20 protein-coding genes are annotated in these 16,548 nt (G+C 70.8%); 7 read left to right on the plus strand and 13 right to left on the minus strand.

All coding sequences use genetic code 11. The annotated features are described in order from the left end of the window. Window positions 1-7: 7 nt before the first annotated feature. Genes lipB through NLX83_RS36655 form a run of 3 tightly spaced genes read right to left on the minus strand, consistent with a single transcriptional unit; the run spans window position 8 to window position 1,783 of the window. A complete protein-coding gene (gene lipB / locus NLX83_RS36645) occupies window positions 8-697 on the minus strand; it encodes a lipoyl(octanoyl) transferase LipB (protein WP_254239863.1) in 690 nt (229 codons plus the stop codon). Continuing rightward, window positions 657-1,238 carry a GNAT family N-acetyltransferase gene (locus tag NLX83_RS36650; RefSeq protein WP_254239864.1) on the minus strand — a complete coding sequence of 194 codons (582 nt, stop codon included), beginning with the start codon at window positions 1,236-1,238 and terminating at the stop codon, window positions 657-659. The genes lipB and NLX83_RS36650 overlap by 41 nt, the downstream gene beginning before the upstream one ends. Beyond that, a complete protein-coding gene (locus NLX83_RS36655; RefSeq protein WP_254239865.1) occupies window positions 1,235-1,783 on the minus strand; it encodes a PadR family transcriptional regulator in 549 nt (182 codons plus the stop codon). Before NLX83_RS36655 ends, NLX83_RS36650 begins: the two co-directional genes overlap by 4 nt. A 315-nt stretch (window positions 1,784-2,098) precedes the next feature. Here NLX83_RS36655 and NLX83_RS36660 point away from each other — a divergent pair, with 315 nt between their 5' ends. Beyond that, window positions 2,099-2,470: a nuclear transport factor 2 family protein gene (locus NLX83_RS36660; RefSeq protein WP_254239866.1), complete on the plus strand. Its 372-nt coding sequence runs from the start codon at window positions 2,099-2,101 to the stop codon at window positions 2,468-2,470. 8 nt (window positions 2,471-2,478) lie between these two features. Beyond that, the gene (locus NLX83_RS36665; protein WP_254239867.1) at window positions 2,479-2,925 is read left to right on the plus strand and encodes a hypothetical protein; all 447 of its coding nucleotides are present in this window, start codon (window positions 2,479-2,481) and stop codon (window positions 2,923-2,925) included. Here NLX83_RS36665 and NLX83_RS36670 read toward each other — a convergent pair. From NLX83_RS36670 to NLX83_RS36685, 4 genes are all read right to left on the minus strand, one after another. Continuing rightward, window positions 2,903-3,544, minus strand: a complete 642-nt coding sequence (locus NLX83_RS36670) for a hypothetical protein (protein ID WP_254239868.1) — start codon at window positions 3,542-3,544, stop codon at window positions 2,903-2,905. The genes NLX83_RS36665 and NLX83_RS36670 overlap by 23 nt on opposite strands. A gap of 70 nt (window positions 3,545-3,614) precedes the next feature. Beyond that, the gene (locus NLX83_RS36675; protein ID WP_254239869.1) at window positions 3,615-4,352 is read right to left on the minus strand and encodes a hypothetical protein; all 738 of its coding nucleotides are present in this window, start codon (window positions 4,350-4,352) and stop codon (window positions 3,615-3,617) included. A gap of 103 nt (window positions 4,353-4,455) precedes the next feature. Beyond that, on the minus strand, window positions 4,456-7,461 hold the full coding sequence (locus NLX83_RS36680) for an AfsR/SARP family transcriptional regulator (RefSeq protein ID WP_254239870.1): 3,006 nt from the start codon (window positions 7,459-7,461) through the stop codon (window positions 4,456-4,458). A 34-nt stretch (window positions 7,462-7,495) separates the two neighbouring features. Beyond that, a complete protein-coding gene (locus NLX83_RS36685) occupies window positions 7,496-9,082 on the minus strand; it encodes an FAD-binding oxidoreductase (protein WP_254239871.1) in 1,587 nt (528 codons plus the stop codon). A 482-nt stretch (window positions 9,083-9,564) separates the two neighbouring features. Between NLX83_RS36685 and NLX83_RS36690 the strand changes: the two genes are divergently transcribed. Further along, window positions 9,565-10,248, plus strand: a complete 684-nt coding sequence (locus NLX83_RS36690) for a PIG-L deacetylase family protein (protein WP_254239922.1) — start codon at window positions 9,565-9,567, stop codon at window positions 10,246-10,248. Continuing rightward, a complete protein-coding gene (gene wecB, locus NLX83_RS36695) occupies window positions 10,245-11,387 on the plus strand; it encodes a non-hydrolyzing UDP-N-acetylglucosamine 2-epimerase (protein ID WP_254239872.1) in 1,143 nt (380 codons plus the stop codon). Before NLX83_RS36690 ends, wecB begins: the two co-directional genes overlap by 4 nt. On the opposite strand, the gene NLX83_RS36700 is transcribed toward wecB, so the two are convergent. Further along, window positions 11,365-12,075: a methyltransferase domain-containing protein gene (locus NLX83_RS36700; protein WP_254239873.1), complete on the minus strand. Its 711-nt coding sequence runs from the start codon at window positions 12,073-12,075 to the stop codon at window positions 11,365-11,367. The two genes, wecB and NLX83_RS36700, sit on opposite strands and share 23 nt — an antisense overlap. Window positions 12,076-12,102: 27 nt before the next feature. Here NLX83_RS36700 and NLX83_RS36705 point away from each other — a divergent pair, with 27 nt between their 5' ends. Next, window positions 12,103-12,483 carry a MerR family transcriptional regulator gene (locus NLX83_RS36705; RefSeq protein WP_254239874.1) on the plus strand — a complete coding sequence of 127 codons (381 nt, stop codon included), beginning with the start codon at window positions 12,103-12,105 and terminating at the stop codon, window positions 12,481-12,483. A gap of 330 nt (window positions 12,484-12,813) precedes the next feature. On the opposite strand, the gene NLX83_RS36710 is transcribed toward NLX83_RS36705, so the two are convergent. Both NLX83_RS36710 and NLX83_RS36715 read right to left on the minus strand, forming a co-directional pair. After that, window positions 12,814-13,389 (minus strand): alpha-ketoglutarate-dependent dioxygenase AlkB, encoded by a 576-nt coding sequence (locus tag NLX83_RS36710; protein WP_254239875.1) that lies wholly within the window; start codon window positions 13,387-13,389, stop codon window positions 12,814-12,816. Between the two features lie 24 nt (window positions 13,390-13,413). Then, window positions 13,414-13,698: a hypothetical protein gene (locus NLX83_RS36715; protein ID WP_254239876.1), complete on the minus strand. Its 285-nt coding sequence runs from the start codon at window positions 13,696-13,698 to the stop codon at window positions 13,414-13,416. Window positions 13,699-13,783: 85 nt separating this feature from the next. Between NLX83_RS36715 and NLX83_RS36720 the strand changes: the two genes are divergently transcribed. Next, window positions 13,784-14,401, plus strand: coding sequence for a TetR/AcrR family transcriptional regulator (locus tag NLX83_RS36720; protein ID WP_254239877.1), 618 nt, complete (start codon window positions 13,784-13,786; stop codon window positions 14,399-14,401). 59 nt (window positions 14,402-14,460) lie between these two features. Then, entirely contained in the window at window positions 14,461-15,549 is a 1,089-nt protein-coding gene (locus NLX83_RS36725; RefSeq protein WP_254239878.1) for a glycosyltransferase 87 family protein, read from the plus strand. A gap of 99 nt (window positions 15,550-15,648) precedes the next feature. Here the strand turns inward: NLX83_RS36725 and NLX83_RS36730 are convergent, their stop codons facing one another. The 3 genes from NLX83_RS36730 to NLX83_RS36740 are packed head-to-tail and all read right to left on the minus strand — an operon-like array spanning window position 15,649 to window position 16,546. Continuing rightward, entirely contained in the window at window positions 15,649-16,161 is a 513-nt protein-coding gene (locus NLX83_RS36730; protein ID WP_254239879.1) for a hypothetical protein, read from the minus strand. Further along, window positions 16,158-16,376 (minus strand): GNAT family N-acetyltransferase, encoded by a 219-nt coding sequence (locus tag NLX83_RS36735; RefSeq protein ID WP_254239880.1) that lies wholly within the window; start codon window positions 16,374-16,376, stop codon window positions 16,158-16,160. The genes NLX83_RS36730 and NLX83_RS36735 overlap by 4 nt, the downstream gene beginning before the upstream one ends. 32 nt (window positions 16,377-16,408) lie before the next feature. Further along, the gene (locus tag NLX83_RS36740; RefSeq protein WP_254239881.1) at window positions 16,409-16,546 is read right to left on the minus strand and encodes a hypothetical protein; all 138 of its coding nucleotides are present in this window, start codon (window positions 16,544-16,546) and stop codon (window positions 16,409-16,411) included. Window positions 16,547-16,548 lie beyond the last annotated feature (2 nt).

Here is a 16,548-nt window from a genome sequence, read left to right on the forward strand (position 1 = left end):
GCTTCTTCTACAGGGGTTCGGCGACGTTCGCGAAGGACCGCCCGAACGTCCACTGTGGACTGTTCAGCGCGCCGAGCGCCTCGGCGAGCGCGTCCCGCACCCGCTGCTCGGTGGGAACATCACGGCCAAGGTCCCATGCCCACTCGCGGAGCGACGTGGTGGGCTCGGCCAGTCCGCAGGCCGTAAACCGTTCGTAGACGCCCATGTCCGGATCGACGTTCAGCGCAAAGCCGTGCGTGCTGACACCGCCGCGGATGCGCATGCCGATCGCGGCCACCTTGCGGTCGTCCGGCGTCCAGACCCCGACCAGGCTCGTGCCGCCCGGTGGGGTGTCGCGGCGGCGGGCGGGGAAACCGAGGCCGGTCAACGCGGCGATGATGCCGTTCTCCAGCCACCGCACCACGTCGGCCGGTCCGCGTTCCCGGACGTCGGCGACGAGATAGCCGACGATCTGGCCGGGCCCGTGGTAGGTGGCCAGGCCGCCGCGGTCGACGGGCACGATCGGCAGATCGGCCGGAAGGTGCTCCCGTGGGGTTCGCGGGCCGTACGTGACGACAGGCGGGTGCGACAACAGGAACAGCCGATCACCCGCCGCGCCCGCCCGGCACTGCTCCGCCCATTCCGCCATCTCCACCACGGCCACGTCGTAAGGAAGCTCACCGAGATCGACCCGTGCCAGCGACCGGAATCCCTGCATCACCCACTCCTAGCCTCGAGCCGATCCACACCTCGCGCAGCTCGCCGCGATGAGTGTCCACCGCCGTGCCGTCCATGCTGAACCCGGTAGCCAGCGCCACTCTACGAGAAGGCCAATTGCCCACAGTGGCACGCCAAAGCACCACGGTGACCGCGCGCTCGCGAATGCCCCAGTCCATCACCAGCCGGGCAGCCCTGCCGCACACCCCGCGGCCCCGGACGCCGGGATGCACGCCGAAAGCGATCTCGTACACGCCCTCACCGCGATCACGGAGACCGATCGAACCCGAGAACCGAAACCGGCCGTCGCTGTGCTCGGCCTCGATGGCGAACAACGCCTCGCTGCCGTCGGCCCACACCGCTGGTGCTCTCTCGGACACGAACTTCACCGCGTCCTCGCGACGATACGGGGAAGGCACGGCGGTCCACCGCTGCGTTTCCGGGTCCGCGCACTGCACAACGACATCGTCCACATCGGACAGTCGATGCGCGCGCAGGGTCACCACGCCATCCGTCAGCGCGGGTACGTTCGCCGGGCTCACCGACGCTCCAGAAGCCGCAGCACGGTGGTGGACCACTCGATGTTCGCCTGCTCGTAAGCACGCCCGCCGAGCAAAGTCAGATACGTGCCGATCCCCTCGGCCTCGCGCACGTACGAGTCCTCGTCCCTGCCGTCGAGGAGGTCCTCGCGGAGCCGGTCGTAGCGGGCGAGCTTGTCACGGGCCTGCTCCAGGCGTGCGGACATGGCTTCGCACAAGGCTTCCCGGTCTCCGACGTCCAGCGCCCGCAGCTTGACCAGGAGGTCGTCGCGCATCGCCGCGGGGCGGGTCGGCTCCGCGGTGAACGCCCGCAGCTCCGCGCGGCCGGTCGCGGTGAGGGCGAACACGCGCTTGTTGGGGCGCCGCTGCTGCTCGACGACCCGCCCGCTCACCAGCCCGGCCTGCTCGAGCTGGTCGAGCTCGCGGTAGAGCTGCTGGGGCGTGGCCGACCAGAAGTTCGCCACGGACACGTCGAAGCGCTTCGCGAGCTCGTAGCCGGACGCGTCCCCGTCCAGCAGCGCGGCGAGCACCGCATGACGCAGAGCCATCTCTGTTCAGCCTCCCCAAGCGAGCCCGCACCCGTCCCGCACACCAAGTAAACTCTGCCCGTGCACTCCACCCGCCCGTCCACCCCATCCCCGGCGCGCGCGGTCTAGAGAACCCCGTTTCGTACTCATAACGGGAAAAAGAGCGCTCCAAAATCCCGACAAGAGTACGAAACGGGTTCTTCGGCGACCTCAGCACAGGATGAGGGGGTCCCGCCGAGGTTCTGGGGCGAGCACGGACGGCGTCACGACCAGGTACGAGCACAGGCTAGTGTCGGTGACACCTATTCAACTTGTTGACTATCCAGGAGGCAAGCCGTGCGCGCGTTCCGACTCGCGGTCGAAGCACAGGACATGGAGGCGGCCGTCGCGTTGCTGGCCGACGACGTCGTCTTCCGCAGCCCCGTCGTCTTCCGCCCCTACCAGGGTCGCGCCGCGGTGGCGACGATCTTGCGAGCCGTGTTCCGGGTGTTCGAGGACTTCCGCTACGAGCGCGAGATCGGTGCTCCGGACGCGGCCGACCAGGTGCTCGTCTTCCGCGCCCGCGTCGGGGATCGCGAGATCGAGGGAGCGGACTTCCTGCACCTCGACGAGAACGGCCGGATCGGCGAGTTCACCGTGATGGTCCGTCCGCTCAGCGCGGCACACGCGCTGGCCGACGCGATGCGGGCGGAGCTGGAGGCGGGATGACGGGCGGGATGGCACCGCCCCACCTGGACGAGCACGCGGTCACCGTCGACGCCGCGCCGGAAGCGGTCTGGGCCGCGCTCGGCGACGTGCTCGACCGCACCTTCTCCGGGGCCGTCGCGCAGACCTACGCACGGCTCGTCGGCTGCCCGGACCACGCCGCCTCGGGGCCGCGCCCGCTGGCGGAGGGCTCGACCATCGCCGGATTCCGGGTGACAGCGGCGGTGCCGCCCTCCGAGTTGCTCCTCGAAGGACGGCACCGTTTTTCCACTTACGCCCTCGTCTTCCGCATCGACCGCGTGGCCCCGAACCGAACGCGGCTGCGAGCCGAGAGCCGGGCCGCCTTCCCCGGAGCCGCGGGCCGCCTCTACCGCGCGCTCGTCATCGGGACCGGCGGCCACGTGTTCGGCGTCCGCAGGCTGCTCTCCGGCGTCGCTACGCGGGCCCGCTCCAGGTGATCTGGGTCCGGTCGAGGTCCACGTAGAAGTCGAACACGACCTTGTCCAGCCGCTGCCCGGCGGGAGCGATGTACACGCCGCACTCGGTGTAGGACGCGCCGACCGCGAGGGACTCCGGCGAGTCGCCCTCGCAGAGCCGGAACTTGCCGAGGAGGGTGAGCCTGCTCATCTCGTCACCGGCGGGGTTGAGCGCCTCGATGAGCCCGAAGATGCCGCCCGGCTCCATCGCGGTGGGCCCGATGTTGCGGAACTTCATGGTGACGTAGTACGGCTCCCCGTTCTTCGACGAGGCGTCGAGCTCGAAGTTCTTGAGGTCGGAGATCGCGCCCTTCTTCGCCGAGACCGCGGTGACCTCCAGCGTGGTCGTCTCCTTGCTGAGGGTCTTGACCGAGTAGCGGACCTTGGCGGCCTGCCCGACGGTGAGCGTGCTCCCGGTGGGGGTGAGCGAGGAGTCCGGGGCCGCGGCCGTCGTGGTGCGCTCCGTCGTCGTGTTCACCGAAGACGTCGGGTTCAGCGAGGACGGGGGTTCGGCGGCGGACGGCTGACCCACCGTGGCGCCGCAGCCGGTCACCGCGAACGCGGCGACGCACACGACGGCGAGGATGTTCTTGTGCTGCATGGTGTTCCTTCATCCGGGAAACCCGTCGCCCGACCGCGTCGATGGCGCGGCCGGGCGACCGGTCGTCGAGTCAGCTGCTGCGGCGGGCCCTGCGGAACTGCTTGCGCGCCTTGACGTAGGCGTTGCTCGGGCCGAGCCAGACCAGCACGACGGCCACGACGGCGAACCCGAGGTTGAACCCGTTGAGGACCTTGGTGAGCGTCGGCGTCGCGTCCATCATGTCCCAGACCAGCAGCCAGCCCATCAACGGGACGAACAGGCTGTACAGCACCCGCGCCCAGGTCTGGCCGATCCGCAGCGACGCCACCAGCGCCAGGAAGATCCCCGCGAAGATCAGCCAGAAGACCGCCCGGTTCCACAGGATCTCGTAGCCGGCCGCGTCGGCCAGCTCCGTCACGTCGCCGCTGGTGTCCAGGCCCATCGAGGCCACCAGCAGCGACGGGCCGATGGTCATGATCACCGCCGCGGTGATGATCCCGGTCAGCGCCGACGCCGCGGCGGACAACGCCCCGTACAGCAGCGTTTTCGGGACCTGCGGGGCCTCCGGCTCCACCGCGGCCGTGGCCACCGTGGGACCGTCGTCGGTCACCTGGAACCCCCGCGGCGGGGTGGGCTGCGGCCGGGGCTGGTGCTGCTGTGCCTGGTGCTGCTGTTGCGGCTGCACCCGGTGCTGCTGGGGGTGCGGCGGCCGCTGCTGCGCGCCCGGGTTGGCGCCGTAGTGCTGCTGCCCGGTCTGGGGGCGGCCGGGGTACTGCTGCGGTGCCGGCCCCCGGCGCGGTGCAGCCGGGGGGTGGTGATGCGCGTTCACGTGCTTCCTTTCCGGGCGCCCCAACGAGGAGCGACTGTCCTTCATGCGTGAGGCCGCGAAGCTAGGAGGAGGCGCCACACAGCCACCACATGGCGGAACCGGCTCACCCGCCCGCGGCGAGGTCGAACAGGATTCGCATCCGCACCCGGGCGCTGTCCTCGGCCTGCGGACCCAGGCGGTCGGCGTCCCGGGTGGCCGCCGCGGCGGCGGCGCGGTCCCCGAGCCGGGTGTGCGCCAGGGCCAGCAGCCGCAGGCTCAGCACCTCCTCCGAGGCCAGGCCGAACCGGGAGAACGTCGCCGCGGTCGACCGCAGCACGGCGAGGGCCTCGCCGTGCCGCCCGGTGCCCAGCCACACGGCGGCGAGGTCGCGTTGGGTCTGGGCGATCATCAGCGGGCTGCGCATCAGCTCCGCGTAGGCGTGGCTCTCCTCGAACTGCCGCTCGGCCAGGGCGTGGTTGCCCGCCGCCGCCTCGATGTAGGCGCGGACGTGCAGCAGGTTCGACCGCAGTTCGCTGCGATCGGCGGAGGAGCCCAGCAGCTCCATCGCCTCGGTCACCCCGGCCCGCGCCTCACGGGGCCTGCCCGCCTGGAGGTACATCCACACCAGCGTGTTCAGCACGATCATCAGCCACCGGTTCTCGCGCGACTTGCGCGCCAGCACCAGCGCCCGCTCCGAGGTCTCCAGTGCCTCCTCGACGCGGCCGAGCAGGCGCAGCGCGACGGCGCAGTTCTGCATGGAGCACGCCTGGCCGCCGAACTCGGTGAGCCCGTCGAAGATCCGCACCGCCTCACCGGCCAGGCCCAGCGCCTCCTCCAACCGCCCGAGCCGGATGAGCGTGCCCGCGTAGTCGTTGAGCACGAACGCCGCGTCCCGCCGCTCTCCCAGCCCCAACAGCGTTGCCGCGCACCGTCTTTGGGTCCGCGCGGCCTGTTCGACGTCCCCGTCCAGGATGTCGATCCAGGTCATCGCGAACTCCGCCCGCGCGCGCAACCGCTCGTCGCCGAGCAGGCTCAGGTCGTCCAGGCTCGCCGGGACCAGCTCGCGGATCTCGTCGTTTCCCCCGCACAGCAGGAAGAACCGCACGAGCCGATCGGTCAGCACGACCGCCCGCCGGTGCCATCCCGTCGCCCGCGCGAGGCGGATCAGGTGGACGAGCAGGCGGCGCTCCGCGGTCAGCCACAGCAGGGGATCGTGCTCCAGCTGCCTGGCCACCCGGGGCAGCGAGCGCACCGTGTCCGCGCCCGCTCTCGGCTCGAACGGGCCGAACGTGGTCGGCAGCCCGCGATTGGCCAGCTCGGTGAGGTCGATCGCCCGCTCCACCAAGCGAAGCAGCCCGGCGAGCCGGTCAGCGCCGACGTCCTCCTCGACCGCTCGTTCCTCCGCGAACACCAGGAGCAGGTCGTGGATCCGGTACCTCGGCTCGCCCACCTCGTCCCGCCCGCTCGGTTCGAGCAGGTTCGCCTCGACCAGCTCCTCCAGCACCGAGTCGGGATCGGCGACGTCGAGCAGCACGGCCACCGTCCACGCGGCGACCTCGCGCGCCCGCAGCGTTCCCAGCGACCGCAACGCGCGGCGGGCGAGCGCGGACAGGCCGTGGTAGCTGGTCGCGAGGGAGGCGCGCACTTGGAGATCGCTGGTCGTCAGCTCGTCGAGGCGCCGGTGCGCGTCCTCCAGGCGCTCCGCGAGGTGGGCCAGCGGCAGGTGCGGCCGCGCGGCCAGCCTGCACGCGGCGACGCGCAGCGCCAGCGGAAGCCCGCCGCAGGCGGCGACGATCCGCGCGGCGCCCTCGGGTTCCTCGTCGACCCGCTCCTCGCCGATGACGCGGCGCAGCAGGTCGTCGGCGGCCGAGTCGGCGAGCGGGCGCACCGGTTCGGTGAGGGTTCTGGCGAGCCCGCTCAGCCTGCTGCGGCTCGTCACGATCACCGCGCTCCCCGGTGTTCCCGGCAGGAACGGCCGCACCTGCCCGGCGTCGGCGGCGTCGTCGAGCACGACCAGCACGGAGCGCCCGGCCAGCGCGGCGCGGAACGCCGCCGCCCTCGCCTCCACCCCCTCGGGCACGGCCGAGGCCGGAACACCAAGGGAGGTAAGGAGATGCCCGAGGAGCTGCCCGGGTCCGACGCCGCGCCCGGATGCCCCCTCCAGCGGCACGAACAGCTGACCGTCGCGGTAGACCTCGCTCACCGAGTGCGCGACGTGCACGGCCAGGGCGGACTTGCCCGCGCCGGGATTGCCCGAGAGCACCACGACCGGGACGACGTCACCCGCCTCGCGCAGGTGCGCCCTGATCGCGTCGGCCTCCGCCTCCCGCCCGGTGAGGTCGGTGACGTCGAGGGGCAGCTGGCGCACCGGAGCCGCCTTCGGTCCCGGCTCGGCCGATTCTCCTTCTCCGGCAAGGATTTCCGCGTGCAGCCGTTGCAGTTCCGGCCCCGGTTCGGTGCCGAGCTCGTCGACCAGCACCATCCGGCCCTCGCGGTAGACCTCCAGGGCGACGGCTTGGTCGCCGGAGCGCCACAGCGCGGTCATCAGCAGCGCCCGCAGCCGCTCGCGCAGCGGGTGCTCCACGACCAGGCGCCGCAGCTCCGAGATCACCTCGGCGTGCCTGCCCATGCGCAGCTCGGCGTCCAGGCACTCCTCCAGCACCAGGACGCGTTCCGATTGCAGGCGCAGGATTTCGGGCTCCAGCGCGGGGATCACCAGTCCCGCCAGCGGACGCCCGCGCCACTCGGCGAGTGCCTGGCGGAAGTGCCGGACCGCCAGCTCGAGCTGTCCGAGCCGGGCGGCTTCCCGCCCCGCCGCCACCTCGCTGGCGAACACCAGCGTGTCCAGTCGCCGCGGATCGACCTCCAGCCGGTAGGAGTGGTCCAGGTGCACCAGCGGTGTGTCCGTGAGCTGCCTGCGCAGCCGGGAGACGTAGGTGTGCAGGTTGGACAGATAGGACTTCGGCGGGTTCTCCCCCCACAGCGCGTCGACCAGTTCGTCGAGCGACACCGCGCGGTTGGCGTGGAAGAGCAGCACCGCCAACAGGGTCCGCGGTTGAACACCAGTCAGCGAAACCGGCTCCCCTGCGGAGGTCCACACGGCCAGAGGGCCCAGAACGCTGTAGTGCACGACATCTCCCGGCGAGCCTGATGGGAGGCGTTGTCTACCAGGGAGAACCGGTGTTCGACAAAAGGACGCCAGGGTTGAGCACCCAGGCCGGGTCGAGCGCGGACTTGGCGGCGGCCAGGGCCGCGGCGAACGGTTCCGGCCGCTGCTGGTCGTACCACGAGCGGTGATCACGGCCGACCGCGTGGTGGTGGGTGATCGTCCCGCCCTGCGCGAAGATCGCCTCCGACACCGCCGCCTTGACCTCGTCCCATTGCGCGACAGTGCTTCCCCACCGCCCGGCGGCGTAGACACCGAAGTACGGAGCGGGCCCGTCCGGGTAGACGTGGGTGAACCGGCAGGTGACGACTCCGACGCCGCAGACCTCGGCGATCGCGTTCCGAGCCGCCGTCATGACCGCGGAGTGCAAGGCGGGGAAGCGATCCCACGTGCAGGCCGTCTCGAACGTCTCGACGACGACGCCGACGCGGGCCAGGGCGTCGCGCTGATAAGGCATGCGCAGGAACGAAGAGCGCCACTCCGCGGAAGTGCCGGTCTTCTCCGCGGCGGTGCCACCGTGATCGCGGCACAGCTCGATCGCCCGCGCCAGCGGAGCTTCCACGGGGTGGTCGGCCGACTCGAACCCGAGGATCAGCACGCCACCGCTGACGCTCACCCCGGCGTTGAGGAAAGACTCCGCGGCGTCGAGCAACCGGCAGTTCGACGGGTGCAGTCCGGCTTGCGCGATCGCCCGCGTGGCCGCCACCGCGCTGTCGTAGTCGGCGAAGTGCACCGACGCGCCTGCCTTGTGCCGCGGCCGATCCTGCAACCGCATCCACGCCTCGGTGATCACGCCCAATGTGCCTTCGGAGCCGAGGAACACGCGATCCGGCGAGGGGCCCGCACCGGACCCGGGCAGGCGACGGGACTCGCTCACGCCAACGGGGGTGACCACGCGCATCGACTCGACGAGGTCGTCGATGTGGGTGTACAGCGTGGCGAAGTGCCCGCCCGCCCGCGTGGCCAGCCACCCGCCGAGCGTGGAGAACTCGAAAGACTGCGGGAAGTGCCGCAGCGTCAGGGAATGCGGCCGCAGCTGGTTTTCCAGGTGTGGACCGAACACCCCGGCCTCGATCCGCGCCGCGCGGCTCACGGTGTCGACCTCGATCACGCGGTCGAGCCTGGACAGGTCGAGCGAAACCGCTCCGGGGTAGTCCGCGCACCGCGGCTCGACTCCCCCGACGACCGAGCTGCCGCCGCCGTAGGGGATGACCGCGAGACCCGCGCGGCCACACCAGTCCAGCACGTCGATCACGTGCTGCTCCGTCTCCGGCCGCACCACCAGATCCGGGACGTGCCGGAGTTCGCCGTGCAGGTTGCGCACCACATCGCGGAACGCTTTGCCGTGGGCGTGCGCCGCCCGATCCACCGCGTCGTCGGAACACAGTCCCGCCAAGGCGTTCGGCGGGTGCACGCGCGTCGCGGGCAACGCGAGCTGGCGCGGATCGGGAGGCTGGTGGTCGGTGAGGTCCTGTCCCGGCAGCAGCGCCGCCACGCGCTCGACCAGCGCGGCGCGTTCAGCTCCCGCGACCGCGTCCTCGGCATAGCCCCAGCCCCACCACGACCGCGTCTTCGCCTCCGTCACCGTGGTCACGCTAGTGCCGGTTCCCGCGTCTTCAAGTACCACCAACCCACTTCCAGGCAGTCGCCAACCGCCACAAACCCGACAGCGCACGCGAGGTCGGAGGCGACGTCCCGTAAACGGTCAGCAGCGATCCCGCCACCACCTACGCTCCCCCACCCCCCTCATCCACCCCCACGACATCAGCGTCGGCAGCCCCGAGAACCCCGTTTCGTACTCATAACGGGGTCACCGAAATCCCGCTATGAGTACGAAACGGGAAATGCGGCGCCGAGCCCAAGGGGGGTTGGGGGCGGTTGACGATCGTCGCAGGCGGGGTTCGCTGGACTTGAAGACGCACCAACCTCGGCGGGCACAGGTTTCGGCGGCGTCGCGGGGGCAGTGCGACCGCGTTGGTTTGCGCGGTCGAACTCGGCGCCCTTCCCTTTCCCCGCGTGATCCGCGATGGTCTTTAGCAAAGCTAAGAAGGAGATCCCGTGCGGTTGATGGTGTTCGCACCGCATCCCGATGACGACCTCATCGGGTGCGGAGGCATGCTGATCAAGGCGGTGCGCGCAGGCTGGTCGGTCCGGGTGGTCTACCTGACCAACGGTGAGGCGGGTGGAACCCGGGTGCGCCCCGAGGAGCTGGCCGAGACCCGTGTCGGGGAGGCACGGGCGGCCGCGGGCTCGATCGGCGTCACCGACCTGGTCTTCCTCGGGCAGCCGGACGGAACGCTGCGGCAGACGCCGGACCTGCTCGTCCAGCTGATCAACCAGCTGCGGATCTGGCGGCCCACCACCGTGTGCGCTCCGCACCGCCACGACGCCCATCCCGACCACATCGCCACCCACGACGTGGTCGCGCAGGCGGTCGCCTCCGCGGCCGGGCCGTGGTTCCCCGAGGCCGTCCCCCAGCGCTGGCAGGTGCCCACGGTGCTCGCCTACGAGGTCTGGACCCCGATCCGGCACGTGGCGTACCTCGAAGACATCACCGAGGTCTACGACGACAAGCTCCAAGCGTTGCGGATGCACCGGTCCCAGCTGAGCTCCTTCTCCTACGACGATCTCGTCGGCGGGCTCGCCACCTACCGCGGAACCGCGCTCGGCACGGGACGCCGCGCGGAGGCGTTCGAGGTCCTCCGCCTCGGCGGCCCACTGATCACGTCACCCGGGACTGCTGACAGGTGAACGAGAAGATCCTCTTGGTGACCGGCACGAGGTCCGAGTCCGTGAAGCTGGCGCCCGTCGCCCTGGCGATGCGCGACGATCCGCGGACCACGCCCGTCATCGTGAACAGCGGACAGCACGAGCGCGGTGTCGCCGAGACGCTCGGCGTCTTCGGCCTCGCACCGGATGTTGTCCTGCGGCCACGACGAAATACCGGCGGTCAGGGCGAACTGGTCACCGCCGTCGCCAACGAACTGGACGCGGTGCTGACGGCTCACGCGCCCGCGGCCGTGCTCGTCCAGGGCGACACCGCCACCGGACTCGCCGCCGCACTCGCCGCGTTCTGGCGGCGAATCCCCATCGTGCACTTGGAAGCGGGGCTGCGCACACGACGGCTGGACGCGCCGTTCCCGGAAGAGGGCAACCGGCAGATGATCGCGCGGATCGCCTCGTTGCACCTCGCTCCCACCTCGGCCGCCGCAGCCGAACTCCAAGCGGAAAGCCTTGCCTCGCAAGACATTGTCGTCACCGGCAACACCGTCTTCGACGCGCTGGACCACGTCAGCCGCACCGCGGGCCCGACACCGGGGCTGAGGGTGAGCCGTGCCGACGACGAACTCCGCCTGGGACGGCGGCTGGTCGTCGCGACCGCGCACCGCCGGGAGTCCTGGGGTCAGCCGCTGCGCCAGATCCTCTCCGGCATCCTCGGCATCGCCGAGGACCACCCCGACGTGCTCGTGCTCTTTCCCGTGCACCCCAATCCCGCGCTCGTCGAAGAGGTTCTTCCGGTGCTCGGCGGCCATCCGCGGATCATGCTGACCCCGGCCCTGTCCTATCCCGACATGGTGTGGGCGCTACGGCACGCCGCGCTCGTGGTCTCCGATTCCGGTGGACTCCAAGAGGAATCCGCGATCGTCGGCGTGCCGATGCTGGTGACCCGCGAGGCCACCGAGCGCCCAGAGTCTATTGTGGACGGACAGGCGACGTTGGTCGGCGCCGATACCGGGCTGATCCGCGCCACGGCGAGGGCCCGGCTGGCCGAGCGCGCGAATCCCCGACCGGTGCGCGGTTCCCACGCCGCCCCCAAGGTGGTCGAGGCCGTACTGGGGATGCTGCGCCGCCCTGATCAGGTTGCGCTCAGCGGGTGCCCGAGGCGATGACGACCGGGGCCATGCCGAAGAAGCGGCCGCGCTCGTCCCGGTCGAGCTGATCGGCGAGCCAGGACGCGCCGTCGGCATCGTTGGACGCGCGGCGCAGCAGGTGCATCATCACGCCCGCCTCGGTGAACACCGCCAGCCGTCCCTCCACCTCGACATCGCGGAAACCCGCGTCCAGCAACAGGTTCCGCGAGCTGCGCGCGATCATGGGATGCGGGATGCCCTCGGCGAGCGCGGCCAGCAGGCGGCGGGTCAGCGCCGGATCGTCGGAGTCCACGGCGATCCCGCCCCAGTCCTGGCCCAGCACCACGATCCGCCCGCCCGGCGCCAGCACCCTGGCCGCCTCGGCGAGCGCGGCCACCGGGTCGGTCATGGCGTGCAGCACCTTGTCGGCCCGGTACCCGCGCAGCGAACCGTCCGCGTGCAGCAGCGCCTCCGCCGGGCCCAGGTGGAACTCCGCCCCCGGATAGCGCCGCCGGGCGAGCCCGATCATCTCCGGGCTCGGGTCCAGTCCCTCCGCCGCCACCCCGAGCGCGGCGAGTTCGGCCACCGCCAGCCCGGCGCCGCAGCCCACGTCGAGCACGGCCTCCCCCGCTCCGGCACCCAGCAGTTCGTAGGAGCGCCGCCGGAGGTCCACCGCCTCGGGCATCGCGTCGAGCCGGTCGAGTGCGTGAATCAAGTCGTTGACCATGCGTCGAGCGTGCAATTTCATGTCGACATGAAGTCAAGCATCACCATCGGGGAACTCGCCGCGCGCTTCGGGCTGGCCACGCACGTGCTGCGGCACTGGGAGTCGATGGGGCTGCTCGAACCGTCCCGGCAGTCCGGCGGGCACCGCAGGTACGGCGAGCACGACCTGGAGCGCGTGATGTTCATCCTCAAGGCCAAGGAGGTCGGCCTGAGCCTGGAGGACATGCGCGAGTTCCTGCGCGCGCCCGCGGGCGCCGATCGCGTCGCCCTGCTCAGGGACCAGCAGGCCCGGCTCGAAGAACGGGTCCGCGCCGCCCAGGAAGCACTGGAACTGCTCGCGCACGTGTTGCGGTGCGAGCACCACGACGTCATGCAGTGCCCGAACTTCCGGGCGATGCTGCACAACTAGCTCCGCGCCCGCGCCCCCCACGCAGCCCCCAACGACCGCACGCCCCCCGTCCCCTCCCCCACAACATCACCACCGCAGCCCAAAATCCCGTTTCGTACTCAAAACGGGTTTTTGGAGCGCTCTTTTTCCCGTTATGAGTACGAAACGGGGTTCTCTAGACCGCGCGCGCCGTGGATGGGGTGGACGGGCGGATGAGGGGCATGGCCACAGTTTACTTGGTGTGCGGAGTGCTGGGAGGACTTGCAGGAAGCGGCCTAGGTCTGCGGCCGCGTCTCCGTCGGGACCACCTGAACGAGTCATTGGGGCGGCTCAGCGCACCGAATGACTCATTCAGCCCGAAGTGGCCGCGCTGAGGACGGTGCGGAACGTGATCGAGACCCGCCTGCCCCGTGGTTGGCGGCCAGTGGGAGTGGGGTCGGACTTCCTGGCGGCGATGGCGTGGCGCCACCGGTACCGCGCGGCCCCGGTCATCACGCACAGGCTGCCCGGTTCGAGCCGGACGGGCACCCGTTCGCCGTTGTCCGGGTCGGAGAAGTCCATGGTGCAGGCGGAGCCGATGCTGATGGCCGCGACCTGCGGGCCGAAGCACGGCACGCAGTCCACGTGCGCGCTGATCCCCTGTCCCGGCAGGTATTCGTTGACGATCGCCTGGTTCGCCAGGTCGGCCATGAACCCCTCCCGGTGCAGCCGGGCGGCCAGCGCCTGGCTCCAGACGGGCAGCGGAGGTGCCGAGTCCGCGGCGGTCACCGCGCGCCGACCGTAGTCGTAGCGATGTCCGTAGTGCTGCACGCGTCGCCTCAGCGCGCTCGACCAGACCTCGGCGTCGATGCCGGACAGCAGCTCTCGCTGCTGTCCGGGCGTGAGCCAACCGGCTTGGTAGATCAATCCTTCGACAAGGGTCGTCACCAAGGGATGACATCACAGCGTGCTTCATCTGAACCCGTATGAACCGACTTCGCTCAGCGTGGTCATCACCGGCGGCTCCTCGCACCGCTCCTCCAGCGTCGACCGGTAGCGCTGGAACGCCTCCAGCTGACCGAGCGCCGCCGTGCCCTCGGCCAGCTCCGCGAAGGCCACGAAGGTGACCCCGTCGTCGAGCTGGAAGGTGGCGTAGCGCAGGCCCTCCGGGCGGACCGACCCCAGCTCAGCGTATAGCTCGCGCAGCAGCGCCAGGTTGTGCTCCACCTCGGTGGGCTTGATCTTGCAACGGAACATCACGTGCACGGTGAGCCTCCCTAGTTTCAGGCAACAGACTGTCTTTCGAAATACAGCCTGTCAAGCGAATGCTAGGGTTCCGGTCATGGCCACCCGGAGGTACGAGCAACGACTGCGCGCGGAATCGGCGGAGCAGACCCGGCGCCGCATCCTCGACGCCCTCCGCCGGCGCCTGCGCGAGGCACCGGCCGAACCGGTCAGCCTCGACCGCATCGCCAAGATCGCCCGCGTGGCCCGGCCCACCGTCTACGCCACCTTCGGATCACGCGCCGGGCTGTTCGAGGCGTTCAGCGCGGATCTCCTGCGGCGCAGCGGTTTCAACCAGGTGCTCGAAGCCTCGGCGCACCCGGACGCGCGCGAGGCGCTGCGCGGCGCCATCGGCGGCGTCGTCGCCATGTACGCCGCGAACCGGGACGAGATGCGCGTGCTGTCGTCGATGGCCCTGCTCGACGCCGCTGCGGCCGGTGGAGCGGTCGAGCAGATGGAGCGGGAGCGGGCGCACGGGATGGCGCGCCTCGCACAACGCCTGAGCGACCAAGGAACTCTGCGCGCCGGCGTCACCGTCGACCGGGCGACGGACGTGCTCTGGCTCCTCACGAGCTTCAACGGCTTCGACGTGCTCCACACCGGCCGCGCCCGCTCCGCCCCGGACATCACGCAGATCTTGGTCGACACCGCCGAGCGGAGCCTGTGCCGCGACTAGCGGTCGCGATTGCTAATCTCGGCCGACTTTCCCAGCTCTTCCACGGAGAACCACCCTCGATGCCAGACACATCCGGCCGGATCGCTCACCGCGCGGCACTACTCGCATTCGTCGCGTGCACCGCGCTGGCCGGATGGCTGGCGTTCACCGTGACCGAAAGAGCGCCGTTCTTCGATCTTGAGATCTACCGGGCTGGCGGTGACGCCTGGCTGCGCGGACTGCGGCTGTACGAGACCGGCTTCCCCTACCTCCCCACCGGGATGCACCTGCCGTTCACCTACCCGCCCTTCGCCGCGATCCTGTTCAGCCCGCTGGCGCTGGTTCCCCTGCCCACGGCGGCGGTGGCGACCTCGGTCCTCACCGTGGCCGCGCTGATCGCCACCTGTGCGCTGACCGCCCGCCACCACGGCCTGCGGGTCCCGTCCGCGCTCGCCGTCGGGGCCGGGGCCGCCGCGATCATGGTGCTGAGCGAACCGATGGTGATCACCCTGATCCTCGGTCAGGTCAACGCGGTGCTGATGCTGCTGGTGGTGGCCGACTGCCTGCTGCCGAGGACTCCCTGGCCGCGCGGTCTGCTGATCGGGATCGCCGCCGCGATCAAGCTGACCCCGGCCGCGTTCCTGCTCTACTTCCTGGTGGCCCGACAGTGGCGACCGATGCGCACGGCCGCGTTGACCTTCCTCGCGGCGACACTGACCGCCCTGGTCCTCGCCCCTCAGGACTCGCTGAGGTACTGGTTCGGCACCCTGTTGCACACCGACCGCATCGGCACCCCGCACTTCTACACCAACCAGTCGCTGCGCGCGTTGCTCGGCCGGTTGGGTCTACCGGACACCGTGCTCTTCCCGCTCTGGATCACCTGTGCCGCCGCCACCGCGGCCGTGGCGTACGTGGCCGCGCGCCGGCTCCGCGCACGCGGCCACGACCTGGCAGCGCTGCTGGTGGTGGCCATCGCCGGGTTGCTGTGCTCTCCGGTCTCCTGGAGCAACCACTGGGTCTGGGTGGCACCGGCACTGGTCGGGGGCGCGCTGGCCGCCCGCCGTCCGGGCAACCGGTGCATGGCCGCGCTCGCCGGTACCGCCGTCCTTGTGCTTTTTCTCGGTCCGCACCAGTACGTGCCCGGCGGCGCCGACCGCGAACTCCGGTGATCACTCGGCGAACACCTGATCGGCAACGGGTTCCTGCTCGTCGCCATCGCCGTGCTCGCGACCGCGTTCTTCCGAAGCAGGCCGCTCGAAACGTCCCGATCAGACGTTGCCGAACATGTCGGCGGCGTCGAGCAATAACGCGGCGGTGTGCTCCACGGCGGCCCGGTCCATCGGTTCCCACACCAACTCGGCGCAGATCTGGAAGGCGAACCCGTGCCGCGGCGCGTGTCCGCTCGGCTGGAGGATCAGGTATTCGGGCCCGTCGTCCTCGTCGCGGCCGAGGATGATCTCGACGGTGAGTTCGGTGTCCTCGACGCGCTCGGCCTCGGTGGAGTCCGGGGCCAGCCACGAGATGGCCCGGCCGGGGGTCGGCTCGTCATCGAGCAGCACGAAGTCCTTCTCGTACCGCCGTCGCGGTGGCGGAGCGAGCAGCCACCGGGCGAACGCGGCGGCATGCTCGGCTCCACCGCTCAGCGGGAGGCGGCCGAGGAAGTAGGCGTCGAACAACCAGTCCCCGCGCTCGTCCCGGTCGAGCGCGAACCACAGCTCCTCCACCGGCCGTCCCGAGTAGTGGGAGCCCCGCCACGCGAACCGGAAACCCGCCGCGCTCATGCGGCGAGGTGTGCCGCGGTGAGCGGGCTGAGCACCGTCCAGCCCAGGCGGCCGTAGAGACCGAGTCCGGCTTCCGTCGCGACCAGGACCGCCCGCACCGCACCGAGTTCGGCCGCGAGCACGTCGAGTTCGCTCATCACCACGCTGCCCAAGCCCTTCCGCCGGTGCTCCGGCTCGGTGATCACCTTGTCCACGACGGAGGCTTCACCCCACACCGCCCAGGTCCTTGCCCATCAGGTACTCCGGCTCACCAACTGTCCACAGTGGACACATCGGGTAGCACGTACCGGACGCGGTGCCCGTCCGGCTCGACGACCGGAGCGGGCGTGCCCCTGGTCGACGCCCAGCCGTGAACCCACTCCCGCACCGCACGTCCGACGCTCACGC

The organism is Allokutzneria sp. A3M-2-11 16 (genome assembly GCF_024213555.1).
Classification (GTDB): Bacteria; Actinomycetota; Actinomycetes; order Mycobacteriales; family Pseudonocardiaceae; genus Allokutzneria.